The 12,212-nt window shown below is 72.6% G+C and carries 11 protein-coding genes; 6 read left to right on the top strand and 5 right to left on the bottom strand.

Annotation, left to right across the window (positions count from 1 at the left end; translation table 11 throughout):
• Positions 1-283: 283 nt before the first annotated feature.
• Positions 284-1,003, bottom strand: a complete 720-nt coding sequence (locus J7E97_RS33770) for a SigE family RNA polymerase sigma factor (RefSeq protein ID WP_215035188.1) — start codon at positions 1,001-1,003, stop codon at positions 284-286.
• Positions 1,004-1,289: 286 nt separating this feature from the next.
• Here J7E97_RS33770 and afsQ1 point away from each other — a divergent pair, with 286 nt between their 5' ends.
• The 3 genes from afsQ1 to J7E97_RS33755 are packed head-to-tail and all read left to right on the top strand — an operon-like array spanning position 1,290 to position 4,085.
• A complete protein-coding gene (afsQ1, locus tag J7E97_RS33765) occupies positions 1,290-1,967 on the top strand; it encodes a two-component system response regulator AfsQ1 (protein ID WP_215035186.1) in 678 nt (225 codons plus the stop codon).
• Positions 1,865-3,451: a HAMP domain-containing sensor histidine kinase gene (locus tag J7E97_RS33760; RefSeq protein WP_215035184.1), complete on the top strand. Its 1,587-nt coding sequence runs from the start codon at positions 1,865-1,867 to the stop codon at positions 3,449-3,451. Before afsQ1 ends, J7E97_RS33760 begins: the two co-directional genes overlap by 103 nt.
• Entirely contained in the window at positions 3,435-4,085 is a 651-nt protein-coding gene (locus J7E97_RS33755) for a hypothetical protein (RefSeq protein WP_251055579.1), read from the top strand. The genes J7E97_RS33760 and J7E97_RS33755 overlap by 17 nt, the downstream gene beginning before the upstream one ends.
• A 67-nt stretch (positions 4,086-4,152) precedes the next feature.
• Here the strand turns inward: J7E97_RS33755 and J7E97_RS33750 are convergent, their stop codons facing one another.
• Positions 4,153-5,061 carry a LysR family transcriptional regulator gene (locus tag J7E97_RS33750; protein ID WP_215035183.1) on the bottom strand — a complete coding sequence of 303 codons (909 nt, stop codon included), beginning with the start codon at positions 5,059-5,061 and terminating at the stop codon, positions 4,153-4,155.
• Positions 5,062-5,185: 124 nt separating this feature from the next.
• On the opposite strand from J7E97_RS33750, the gene J7E97_RS33745 reads away from it, so the two are divergent.
• Complete coding sequence (locus tag J7E97_RS33745; RefSeq protein WP_215035181.1) at positions 5,186-5,953, top strand: SDR family NAD(P)-dependent oxidoreductase; 768 nt, start codon at positions 5,186-5,188, stop codon at positions 5,951-5,953.
• Between the two features lie 239 nt (positions 5,954-6,192).
• On the opposite strand, the gene J7E97_RS33740 is transcribed toward J7E97_RS33745, so the two are convergent.
• From J7E97_RS33740 to J7E97_RS33730, 3 genes are all read right to left on the bottom strand, one after another.
• Positions 6,193-7,851 (bottom strand): phospho-sugar mutase, encoded by a 1,659-nt coding sequence (locus J7E97_RS33740; RefSeq protein ID WP_215035190.1) that lies wholly within the window; start codon positions 7,849-7,851, stop codon positions 6,193-6,195.
• Between the two features lie 39 nt (positions 7,852-7,890).
• Positions 7,891-8,697 (bottom strand): purine-nucleoside phosphorylase, encoded by an 807-nt coding sequence (locus tag J7E97_RS33735; protein ID WP_215035179.1) that lies wholly within the window; start codon positions 8,695-8,697, stop codon positions 7,891-7,893.
• 143 nt (positions 8,698-8,840) lie between these two features.
• A complete protein-coding gene (locus J7E97_RS33730) occupies positions 8,841-9,278 on the bottom strand; it encodes a gamma-glutamylcyclotransferase (protein ID WP_215035177.1) in 438 nt (145 codons plus the stop codon).
• Between the two features lie 308 nt (positions 9,279-9,586).
• Between J7E97_RS33730 and J7E97_RS33725 the strand changes: the two genes are divergently transcribed.
• Entirely contained in the window at positions 9,587-11,026 is a 1,440-nt protein-coding gene (locus tag J7E97_RS33725; protein WP_215035175.1) for an NAD(P)H-quinone dehydrogenase, read from the top strand.
• Between the two features lie 175 nt (positions 11,027-11,201).
• A complete protein-coding gene (locus J7E97_RS33720) occupies positions 11,202-12,164 on the top strand; it encodes a DeoR/GlpR family DNA-binding transcription regulator (RefSeq protein ID WP_215035173.1) in 963 nt (320 codons plus the stop codon).
• Positions 12,165-12,212 lie beyond the last annotated feature (48 nt).

The raw sequence follows: 12,212 nt of genomic DNA, 5'->3' as shown, positions 1-12,212 counted from the left end.
CCACCGGGCCGCGGCGCCGGCGTAGCCGCCGGGTCGGGCGGGGCCGGGCCTGGCCGCCCGGATGCGCGGGATCGCCATGAACCCCGTGGTCGCCGTGAACGCCAAGAGGCGGGATCAGGCGGACCCCCGGCCGCTCGATCCCGCCTCTTGCCCCCCGCGACCCCCGTCCCACCCCCGTAGGACGGGCCCCCCGGCCCATGGTCTGTGTGGTCGTGTGTCGCTCGCGTCGTGCTCGGCGCTCGCGTCGTGCTCGTCTTCGTGGCCGTGCGTCCCCGCAGGGGCCTTACGCCACGAGCTCCTCGAAGGACTCCGACTCGTCGCGGCCGAAGCTCAGGGCCTCGTCCTCGCGCATCCGGCGCAGCGAGCGCCAGATGCTCGACTTCACCGTGCCGACGCTGATGCCCAGGATCTCCGCGATCTCCGGGTCGGTGCGGCCCTCGTAGTACCGCAGCACCAGCATCGTGCGCTGCGGCTCCGGGATCCGGGTGAGCGCCTGCCACAGCACCGCGCGCAGCTCCGTACCGCCCATGGCGTCCGTGTCCGAGGCCGTCTCCGGCAGCTCCTCGGTCGGGTACTCGTTGAGCTTGCGCCGGCGCCAGGCGCTGATGTGCAGGTTCGTCATCGTGCGCCGCAGGTATCCGCCGACGGCGGCCTTGTCGCTGATGCGGTCCCAGGCGCGGTACGTGGAGAACAGCGCGGTCTGCAGCAGGTCCTCGGCCTCGTAACGGTCGCCGGTCAGGTGGAAGGCCGTCGCGTAGAGGGCGGACCGCCGCTCCTGGACGTACGCGGTGAACTCGGCCTCGTTGGAGGAATCCGTGCGGTACGCGGAGTCCGGCGTGCGCTGCACGGGGACGGAGGGGCGCTGGTAGGTCTTCGCGTCGATGGCCACCACGTGCGCCGGCCGCCGGGAAGGGGCCGTCGCCGTACGGACTGCCGTCCGGCGGTTCACATCGTGCAGCCGCGTGACAACCGCGCTGGTTGTGGTTCCGTGCAGCGTGCTCATCTCGCGCCCCCCGTCGTGGAGTCTGTCCGTTCGTTGGTAGAAGACTGCCCGCCCGACATAACCGGGGTGTCCTTCGACTGTCACAGGCCTGTCACAGGGTCCGGGGATGGTCCGGGCCGAGTCCGGGCCGAGTCCGGGCCGGGGACCCGCGCCGGTCCGCGGCAGTCCGCGGCGGACGCCCGCCACACGTGCGCCAGGCTCCCGCCGCACCTGCGCCGCACCTCCGTCCGGGATTGGGCACGCCGGGCGGTCGAAGTCCCGAGGGCCGATGGGACAGAATGAGCCCGTGCCCTTCCTGTTGCTCATCGAGGACGACGACGCCATCCGCACGGCCCTCGAACTCTCCCTGTCACGCCAGGGCCACCGTGTGGCCACCGCGGCGACGGGAGAGGACGGCCTCAAACTGCTGCGCGAGCAGCGGCCGGACCTGATCGTCCTGGACGTCATGCTCCCCGGGATCGACGGCTTCGAGGTGTGCCGGCGGATCCGCCGTACCGACCAGTTGCCGATCATCCTGCTGACCGCGCGCAACGACGACATCGACGTGGTCGTCGGCCTGGAGTCCGGAGCCGACGACTACGTCGTCAAGCCCGTCCAGGGCCGGGTGCTCGACGCCCGCATCCGGGCCGTGCTGCGCCGCGGGGAGCGGGAGGCCACCGACTCCGCGGTCTTCGGCTCGCTGGTCATCGACCGGTCCGCCATGACGGTGACCAAGAACGGCGAGGACCTCCAGCTCACCCCGACCGAGCTGCGGCTGCTGCTGGAACTCAGCCGGCGCCCCGGCCAGGCGCTCTCGCGGCAGCAACTCCTGCGGCTCGTCTGGGAGCACGACTACCTGGGGGACTCGCGCCTCGTCGACGCGTGCGTGCAGCGGTTGCGCGCCAAGGTCGAGGAAGTGCCCTCGTCGCCCACCCTGATCCGTACGGTGCGGGGCGTCGGCTACCGACTGGACTCCCCTCAGTGATCAAGGCCCTCTTCGCGGGCCGGCGCTGGACCAGCCTGCGGCTGAGGCTCCTCATCGTGTTCGCCCTGGTCGCGCTGACCACCGCCGTCTCCGCGTCCGGGATCGCGTACTGGCTCAACCGCCAGGCCGTCCTCGACCGGACCCAGGACGCGGCCCTCGGCGACTTCCGCCAGGAGATGCAGAACCGGGCCGCCGCGCTGCCCGTCGATCCGACGCAGGAGGAACTGCAGCGCACCGCCGAGATGATGGCGGCCAGCAGCCCCGGCTACAGCGTGCTGCTCCTGTGCGAGCGCAAGGACGGCACCAAGGTGACCGGCGCGGCCGGCCCCGACGCCTTCCGGATGTCGGACGTGCCCAAGTCGCTCCAGCGCGCGGTCAACGACCGGCAGAAGACGACGGCGGTCAACGACGCCGAATACCACATGTACTGGCAGCGGACGAAGCCGCAGGGCAATCCGTACCTGGTCGGCGGCACCCGGATCGTGGGCGGCGGGCCGACCGGCTACATGTACAAGTCCCTCGCGCATGAGCGCGACGACCTCAACGCCCTGGCCTGGTCGCTGACCATCGCCACCGGCCTCGCGCTGCTCGGCTCCGCGCTGCTCGCGCAGGCCGCGGCCCGGACCGTGCTGAAGCCCGTACAGCGGCTGGGTGACGCGGCGCGGCGGCTCGGCGAGGGGGAGCTGGACCACCGCCTGGAGGTGTCGGGGACGGACGAACTCGCCGACCTGGCGCACACCTTCAACAAGACGGCGGAGGCGCTGGAGAAGAAGGTCGCCGACATGAGCGCGCGGGAGGAGTCCAGCCGGCGGTTCGTCGCGGACATGTCCCACGAACTGCGCACGCCGCTGACGGCGTTGACGGCGGTCGCCGAGGTGCTGGAGGAGGAGGTCGACGATCTCGATCCGATGATCGCACCGGCGGTGGCGCTGGTCGTGAGCGAGACCAGGCGGCTGAACGACCTGGTGGAGAACCTCATGGAGGTCACCCGTTTCGACGCGGGAACCGCGCGGCTGGTCTTGGACGACGTGGACGTCGCCGACCAGGTGACGGCGTGCATCGACGCGCGGGCCTGGCTCGACGCGGTCGAACTCGACGCGGAGCGGGGAATCGTGGCGCGCCTCGATCCGCGGCGCCTGGACGTGATCTTGGCCAACCTGATCGGCAACGCCCTCAAGCACGGCGGTTCGCCGGTACGGGTCTCCGTGCTGGTGGAGGGGGAGTGGCTGGTCATCGCCGTGCGGGACAACGGGCCGGGCATCCCGCAGGACGTGCTGCCGCACGTCTTCGACCGGTTCTACAAGGCGAGCGCCTCCCGGCCGAAGTCGGACGGCAGCGGGCTGGGCCTGTCGATCGCGCTGGAGAACGCGCACATCCACGGCGGCGACATCACCGCCGCGAACAGGGCGGAGGGCGGTGCGCTGTTCACCCTGCGGCTGCCGATGGACGTGGGGAAGGTGATCGCGCATGAAGACGAGGCGTAGTCGTAGCCGCATGCGGAGTTCGGCGGTCGCGTCCCTGTGCGGACTCGCCGTCGGGGGGCTCGCCCTCTCGGGGTGCGGGATCCAGGCGAGCACCGTGCCGGTGGACGTGGGCGCGGCGCCCTCGCGGGTGTCCTGCGACACCCCGGCCAAACCGTCGACCGGCTCGGCCACCGTGCAGGGCATCCGGGCCACGGTGGAGCTGGTCTGCGGATCCCAGCTGGTCGGAGTCGAGCGAGTGGTGCCGATGCCGGAGAAGAAGCCGTCCCGGGACGCGGTCGTACTGGTCAGCCAGGCCCTGCTGGAGGCGCTGCAGCGGGAGCCGTCGCCGGAGGAACGGGACGCGGGCTTCACGACCGGGGTCCCGGCCGGACTGACGGCGGCCGCGCCGCGGCCGGGCGACCCGGCGGGGACGGTCCGCCTCAGCCGCAAGCCGGAGGACCTGCCGCCGGTGGCCCTGTCGCAGATCGTGTGCACGCTGTCGGACAGCGAAGCGGTCTCGGCGGGACCGGGACCGGTGGTCCTGGGCGGCCCGGACTCGGACCCGCCGCGGGCCTGGGAGTGCAGCGCGGCCGTCCGCTCCCGCCCCGAAGCCGTCCCGACCCTGGGCGACGTGGTCCTCCCGACGCCTTCCTGACGCGCCGCGGGACCGAGAACCGTCGGGGGACCTCGCCGTCGCCCCTGGGGCGTCGGCCTCGTCCTCTTCAGGGGAGGCGCGGGCCCGTGAGGTGGGTCGTCAGTTCTTCCACGAAGGCGGCCTGGCGGGGCGGGAGGGGGCCGGGGCGGGTCGCGCAGAACCACGTGCGGGTCAGGGGCCGGGCCCCGATGCGGACCAGGGCGAGGCCGTGCGAGGCGGCGTAGGGCGACGCCACCCAGTTCGGCAGGATCGCCACGCCCTGCCCGCCCGCCGCCATCTCGATGACCAGGTCGGTCACCAGGGGCATGGTGGTGATGCGGGCGGGCCGGGCGTCCGGGGGGATCGGCAGCGGTTGCGCGGGGATGCGGCTCTGGTCGTAGACGTCGTAGAGGACCAGGTCCACGCCCGTGAAGTCGCGGGCCGTCACATGCGTGCGGGACGCCCAGGGGTGCCCGGCGGGCACCACGGCCACCATCTCGTCCTCGAACAGCGGGCTCAGCCGCACCCGGTCCATCTGCGCGTCCTGCTTGGTGACCAGGGCGACGTCGACGAGGTCGGCGAGGAGGGCCGGGATCGGCGCGTCGTCGGGGACCGTGACGATCCGCACCTCGGTGTCCGGCTCCCGTGCGCGGAAGGCTCGCAGTACGGGGGGCAGCCACGGGAAGGTGGTGCTGCACTGCGCGGCGAAGCGCACCCGGCGGTCCCTGCCGTCACGGATGTCCCGCAGGTCGCGGGTGGCCGACTCCAGTTCACCGAGCACCTGGCGCGCGGCGACGAGCATCCTGCGGCCGGCCGGGTTCGGCACCAGCCGGCGGCCCGCGCGCTCGAAGAGCCGCATCCCCAGCCGGTCCTCCAGCCGGGTCAGGCGCTGGCTGAGGGCGGGTTGGCTCACGTAGAGCCGTGAGGCGGCGGCCGTGAGCGAGCCGGTCTCGGCCATCGCCTCCAGCAACTCCAGGTCACGCAGGTCGACATCCATAAGCGTGGATTATCACATGCTTCAAAATCGGTCGTGGTGTGATGAGTTGACGGGACGTACGTTTCCGGTGTCAGCGAGTTGAGCCGATCGGTCGAACCGGTCGGATACGAAAGGCACCTCCACCATGTCCGACGTCACGACCCACGACTTCGCCGTCCACGGCAGCCGTACCGCCCTCGTCACCGGCTCGTCCAGCGGCATCGGCCTGGACATCGCCCGCGCCTTCCTGGAGGCCGGCGCGAACGTCGTCCTCAACGGCCGCGACGCCGGCCGCCTCGCCAAGGCAGCGGCCGTCCTCGGCCGGCCGGAGCGCACCGCCTGGGTCGCGGGCGACATCGCCGACCCGGGCACCGGCGAAGCGCTCGTCCGTACCGCCCTCGACCGCTTCGGGACCGTCGACGTCCTCGTGAACAATGCCGGGACCTTCGCGTCCAAGCCCTTCACCGAGGTCACCGAGGAGGAGTTGGACGGCTTCCTGACCCACAACCTCAAGGGCACCTACCTCACCACCCAGGCCTTCGTACGGGCGGTGCGCGCGCAGGGGCGCCGCGCCGGAGTCGTCAACATCGGCACCGTCCTGGTGGAGCACGGCCTGGCCGGCTTCCCGGCCTCGGCGCCGGTGGCGAGCAAGGCCGGTGTGCACGGGCTGACGATCAGCCTGGCGGCGGAGCTCGCGGCCGACGGCATCCGGGTCAACCTCGTGGCGCCCGGCATCGTGCGCACGCCGCTGCACGAGGGCGCCGACGTGGACGCGTACGGGGGCCTCGCGCTGCTGAACCGGGTCGGCGAGGTCGCGGAGATCTCGCAGGCGGTCCTCTACCTCGCGGACGCGGAGTTCGTCACGGGCCACGTCCTGCGCGTGGACGGCGGCCACGTCACCGGCCGCTCCTGAGGTGTTGCCCCCGCGGCCCGTACCCCGACGCTCCGTCCGGCCCGTCCGGCGACCGAACCGCACCAGGACGGCGACCGGCCCCGGGCAAGGGCCGGATCCGACGTCGGCCCCCTGAGCCGGAGCTCAGGGGGCCGAGGTAGGGACCGACAGACCGACGGACGGAGTCCGGCGCAGCGGGCCGAAGCCCGTGAGGCGCCCTGGCGCCCTGACGCCGTGGTGCGAGGGGCGCGTCGAGAAGGCTAGATGCCCGCTGCCGCCGCCAGGTCCTTCTTGATCGCGTCGAGGACTTCCCGGCCGCGGGCGCGGGCCGGGGCGAGGTCCGCGGCGTCCGCCACCGGGACCACGACCTCCAGGTAGCACTTCAGCTTGGGCTCCGTGCCCGACGGACGGACGATCACCCGGGCCTTGTAGTCGCCCTCCAGGTAGTAGCGCAGCCCGTCCGTGGGCGGGAGCGTCGCCGTACCCCGGTTCAGGTCCTCCGCCGAGGTGACGCGCAGGCCCGCCAGCGAGAGCGGGGGCCGCGCGCGCAGCGCCGCCATCGCCGAGGCGATGACCGACAGGTCCTCGACGCGGACCGACAGCTGGTCGGTGGCGTGCAACCCGTGCTCCATCGCCAGGTCGTCCAGGAGGTCGGTCAGGGTCCGGCCCTGCTCCTTGAGCTCCGAGGCCAGTTCGGCGACGAGCAGGGCGGCCGTGACGCCGTCCTTGTCGCGGACGCCCTCGGGGTCCACGCAGTAGCCGAGCGCCTCCTCGTAGCCGTAGCGCAGGCCCTCGACCCGGGAGATCCACTTGAAGCCGGTCAGGGTTTCCTCGTAGCCGACGCCCGCCGCCTCCGCGATCCGCCCGAGCAGGGAGGAGGAGACGATGGATTCGGCGAAGACGCCCCGCGCGCCCTTGTGCACCAGGTGGGCGGCGAGCAGCGCGCCGACCTCGTCGCCGCGCAGCATCCGCCAGCCGGACTCGGACGCGTCGTCCGGAACGGCCACCGCGCAGCGGTCGGCGTCCGGGTCGTTCGCGATGACGATGTCCGGGTCGACCCGGGCGGCCGTCGCGAAGGACAGGTCCATCGCGCCCGGTTCCTCCGGGTTGGGGAAGGCCACCGTCGGGAAGGCCGGGTCCGGCTCCGCCTGCTCGGCCACGAGGACCGGGGCGGGGAAGCCGGCGCGGGCGAAGGCGGCCAGGACCACGTCCTTGCCGACGCCGTGCATGGCCGTGTAGACCGTCCGCACGCCCCGGGGGGAACCGGGGGTCAGGACCGCGTCCGTACGCGCCAGGTAGGCCTCCAGGACCTCGTCGCCGAGGTCCTGCCAGCCTCCGTCCGGGCGCGGTACGTCGGCCAGCGCGGCGATCGCGTCGATCTGCGCCGCGATCTCGGCGTCGGCCGGGGAGACGATCTGCGAACCGTCGCCGAGGTAGACCTTGTAGCCGTTGTCCCGGGGAGGATTGTGGCTCGCGGTCACCTCGACGCCGGCGACGGCGCCCAGGTGCCTTATGGCGTACGCGAGGACGGGCGTCGGCAGCGGGCGGGGCAGGACGGCCGCGCGCAGCCCGGCGCCGGTCATCACGGCGGCGGTGTCGCGGGCGAAGTCCGCGGACTTGTAGCGCGCGTCGTAGCCGACGACGACCAGGCCGCCGGCGTGGCCCTGGGCCTTGAGGTAGGCCGCGAGGCCCGCCGCGGCCCGGATGACCACGCTCCGGTTCATCCGCATCGGGCCCGCGCCCAGCTCGCCGCGGAGCCCGGCGGTGCCGAACTGGAGCATGCCGGAGAAGCGGTCCGCGAGCTCGGCCGTGTCACCGGCGTCGATGAGTCCGGCGAGCTCGCGCGCCGTCTCCGGGTCCGGGTCCTCGGCCAGCCAGGCCTGGGCCCGTGCGATCAGATCGTCCTGCGCGTCCTGCACGTCCTGCACTACCTCTCGTCGGTCGGTCGGTTCGCCGGGTCAGATCCGGGCGAGGACCTGGGTCAGCAGCTTGCCCATGCGCGAGGCCGAGTCGCGGCCGGCCTGGAGCACCTCTTCGTGGTTCAGCGGCTCGCCGGAGATGCCCGCCGCCAGGTTGGTGACCAGGGAGATGCCGAGCACCTCGGCGCCGGCCTCACGGGCGGCGATGGCCTCCAGCACGGTGGACATGCCGACCAGGTCGGCGCCCATGACGCGGATCATGTTGATCTCGGCCGGGGTCTCGTAGTGCGGGCCGGGGAACTGCACGTAGACGCCCTCTTCGAGGGTCTCGTCGATCTCCTTGCACATCGCGCGCAGGCGCGGCGAGTACAGGTCGGTCAGGTCCACGAAGTTCGCGCCGACGATCGGCGAGGTGGCCGTCAGGTTGAGGTGGTCGCTGATCAGCACGGGCTGGCCGGGCTTCATGCCCTCGCGCAGACCACCGCAGCCGTTGGTCAGGACGACGGTCTTGCAGCCGGCGGCGACGGCGGTACGGACGCCGTGGGCGACGGCGGCGACGCCGCGGCCCTCGTAGTAGTGGGTCCGGCCGAGGAAGAGCAGCGCGCGCTTGTCGCCGATCTTGTACGAGCGGATCTTGCCGCCGTGGCCCTCGACGGCGGGCGGCGGGAAGCCGGGGAGGTCGGTGACCGGGAACTCGGCCTCGGGCGCACCGAGCGCCTCTGCGGCGGGGGCCCAGCCGGAGCCCATCACGAGGGCGACATCGTGGGTCTCGGCGCCGGTCAGTTCACGGAGGCGGGCGGCGGCGGCGTCGGCGGCGGCGAAGGGGTCGGTAACAGATGCGTTCACGCGGAAGAGCGTAGCCGCTCTCGGCCTACGCGCGTAGATGGCGCAGCTCACGGTGTTCGGATCGTTGTCTTGTCGTTTCCGCCGAATCGTCCGGCCGCGAGGGGCCGGTCGGGGCCGGCCGGGTCCGGGCCGCGCGAGCGCCGTCAGCAGGGCCGCTTGCGCAGTTCCATCACGTAGTCGTGGGGCGCGCCCGCGGATTCGGCCGCGTCGGCCAGTTCGCCCAGGTAGCGCGCGGACGGCAGGCCGCCCTCGTAGCCGTTCAGGACGTACATCCAGGCGGCTTCCTCGCCGTCCAGCGTGTGCACCCGCACCCGCATGCGGCGGTAGATGTCGAGCCCGACGCCCTCCCAGCGGTCCATCGAGTCCTCGTCCAGCGGCGCGACGTCGTACAGCGCCACGAAGACCTGGTGGCGCGGCGCTTCGACGACCGTCGCCAGCGCGCCCTCCCAGCCCATCTGCTCGCCGCCGAACGTCAGCCGCCAGTCGTTGATCCAGCCCGTGCCGCGCAGCGGCGAATGGGGAGCGCGGCGCGTCATCAGCCGCGGGTCGAGGTTGCCGGCGTACGCGGCGTAGAGCGACATGGGGTCGAGAGTACGGGAGGGACCACCTCCGCCGCGTGCCCGGCCGGGTGGGGGGAAGGTCACCGGGACGCGCGTCGCGGCCCGGCATCCGGACCCCGGCGGAACCCGCCGGCCGTCGGCAGGGCCCTGGCCTGGCCTTGCGCGCGCCGGGGCAGCGCCGGGGCCGCCCCGGCGCCCGTACGGCGGCCTGGGGGTGAAGCACCTTGATGCGTGCGGGACAATGGGGCACGGAATGCATCCCCCGGGGAGACCCCCGGAAGCCCCGGCCGGGGCGGCAGCCGGCCGGGTAGACGTGAGGCGGAGTTTTCGTGACCCGGATCGTGATCATCGGCGGCGGACCAGGCGGGTATGAGGCGGCCCTCGTGGGGGCCCAGCTCGGCGCGGAGGTGACCGTCGTGGACTGCGACGGTCTGGGCGGGGCGTCGGTGCTCACCGACTGCGTCCCCTCCAAGACGCTCATCGCGACCGCCGAGGTCATGACGACCTTCGACTCGTCGTACGAGGAGCTCGGCATCGTCGTCGCCGACGACACCCCGCACATCGAGCAGGCCGCGCGCGTCGTCGGCGTGGACCTCGGCAAGGTGAACCGGCGCGTCAAGCGCCTCGCGCTCGCCCAGTCGCACGACATCACCGCCTCCGTCACCCGGGCCGGCGCCCGCGTCGTACGGGGACGCGGCAAGCTCGGCGGCCCGCAGGGCATCGACGGCACGCGCGACGTCATCGTCACCGCCGCCGACGGCAGCGAGACGATCCTGACGGCCGACGCCGTGCTCATCGCGACCGGCGGGCACCCCCGGGAGATCCCCGACGCGATGCCCGACGGCGAGCGGATCCTGAACTGGACCCAGGTCTACGACCTCGACGAGCTCCCCGAGGAGCTCATCGTGGTCGGCTCCGGCGTGACCGGCGCCGAGTTCGCCGGCGCCTACCAGGCCCTCGGCTCCCGGGTGACCCTCGTGTCCTCCCGCGACCGCGTGCTGCCGGGCGAGGACCCGGACGCCGCCGCCGTCCTCGAGGACGTCTTCCGCCGCCGCGGCATGAACGTCATCGGCCGCTCCCGCGCCGAGTCCGCCAAGCGGGTGGGCGACCGGGTCGAGGTCACCCTCTCCGACGGCCGGGTCATCACGGGCACGCACTGCCTGATGGCGGTCGGCGCGGTGCCCAACACCAGCGGCATGAACCTGGAGGAATCCGGGGTCAGGCTCAAGGAGTCCGGGCACATCTGGACCGACAAGGTCTCGCGCACCTCCTCACCCGGCGTGTACGCGGCCGGCGACGTGACCGGGATCTTCGCCCTGGCGTCCGTGGCCGCCATGCAGGGGCGCATCGCGATGTACCACTTCCTCGGCGACGCGGTGACCCCGCTGAACCTGAAGACGGTCTCGTCGAACGTCTTCACCGACCCGGAGATCGCCACCGTCGGCTACACGCAGGCCGACGTGGACTCCGGCAAGATCGACGCCCGGTGCGTGAAGCTCCCGCTGCTGCGCAACCCGCGCGCCAAGATGCAGGGCATCAGGGACGGCTTCGTGAAGCTGTTCTGCCGCCCCGGAACCGGGATCGTCGTCGGCGGCGTGGTCGTTTCGCCGCGTGCGAGCGAGCTCATCCACCCGATTTCGATCGCCGTGGACAACAACCTGACGGTCGAGCAGATCGCAAAAGCGTTCACCGTGTACCCCTCGCTGTCGGGTTCGATCGCGGAGGTCGCGCGCCAGCTGCACACGCGGAAGGCCGCCGGCGAGGCCTAAATACCGATAACAGCCCTTCTGTACAGGGGTTTTGGAGTGGGTCCTAGGCCCGTCGCGGAGCAGGTGCGCGGCGGGCCGACGCCGTATACCACTAGTTGCCCCACGGTACGGACAACTTCGGAATTCCGGTGCAAGGAGCTGAAAGCAGACGGTCGCTGGGGTTACTGTCAGTTTCGTGTTCGCTGCAGAACGTCGCCAATTGATCCTCGAAATGGTGCGGGCCAACGGAGCGGTATCGCTCCGGGAGCTCGCCCGCGTCGTCCAGACCTCCGAAGTGACCGTACGGCGGGACGTGCGGGCACTGGAGGCAGAAGGACTCCTCGACCGCCGGCACGGCGGTGCGGTACTGCCGGGCGGATTCACGCGAGAGTCCGGCTTTCCGCAAAAGTCCCATCTCGCTACGGCGGAAAAGACCGCCATCGCCGATGTCGCGGCCAGTCTCGTCGAAGAGGGCGAAGCCGTGGTCGTCGGAGCCGGCACCACGACCCAGGAGCTGGCCCGCCGGCTCGCCCGGGTGCCCGGACTGACCGTCGTCACCAACTCGCTGCTCGTCGCACAAGCACTGGCACACGCGAACCGGGTGGAGGTGGTGATGACCGGCGGAACCCTGCGCGGGTCCAACTACGCGCTGGTCGGCAGCGGTGCCGAGCAGTCCCTCCAGGGCCTGCGGGTCTCCCGGGCCTTCCTGTCCGGGAGCGGTCTGACCGCCGAGCGCGGGCTGTCCACGTCCAACATGCTCTCCGCGAGCGTGGACCGGGCGCTGGTCCAGGCGGCCGCCGAGGTGGTGGTCCTGGCCGACCACACGAAGCTCGGTACGGACACCATGTTCCAGACCGTGCCGACGGACGTGATCACCAGGCTGGTGACGGACGAGCCGCCGGCGCACGACGACCGGGCCGCCACGGAATTGCAGGCGCTGGCGGACCAGGGCGTGCAGATCACCGTGGCGGGGGGAACCGCCTCCGGCGGGGCCTCCGGCGAGGGTGGCGGCGGGATGGCCGGGCGCCGGCCGCGCCGGGAATCCCCGCTGCCGGTCCAGCGGCGGGGCGGGCCTACGGCGCAGCTGCGCGGTGCGGGGCCGTTGCACGAGCAGCAGGCGGGTGAGCGGGTGCGGGTGGCCGACATGCGGCGTCGCTAGCCGCGGGTGGCTCCGCCGGTTTCGGCCGCGGGGCCGGGCCGCGCCTCA

It is taken from the genome of Streptomyces sp. ISL-66 (assembly GCF_018614135.1).
In the GTDB taxonomy this organism is placed as follows: domain Bacteria; phylum Actinomycetota; class Actinomycetes; order Streptomycetales; family Streptomycetaceae; genus Streptomyces.
This window is presented reverse-complemented; position numbering and strand designations above follow the sequence as displayed.

Excerpts from the sequence above, each read along its gene's own strand:
- J7E97_RS33745 (WP_215035181.1), top strand. The coding sequence starts at position 5,186 with ATGTCCGACGTCACGACCCACGACTTCGCCGTCCACGGCAGCCGTACC.
- J7E97_RS33770 (WP_215035188.1), bottom strand. The coding sequence starts at position 1,003 with ATGAGCACGCTGCACGGAACCACAACCAGCGCGGTTGTCACGCGGCTG.
- J7E97_RS33730 (WP_215035177.1), bottom strand. The coding sequence starts at position 9,278 with ATGTCGCTCTACGCCGCGTACGCCGGCAACCTCGACCCGCGGCTGATG.
- J7E97_RS33755 (WP_251055579.1), top strand. The coding sequence starts at position 3,435 with ATGAAGACGAGGCGTAGTCGTAGCCGCATGCGGAGTTCGGCGGTCGCG.
- J7E97_RS33750 (WP_215035183.1), bottom strand. The coding sequence starts at position 5,061 with ATGGATGTCGACCTGCGTGACCTGGAGTTGCTGGAGGCGATGGCCGAG.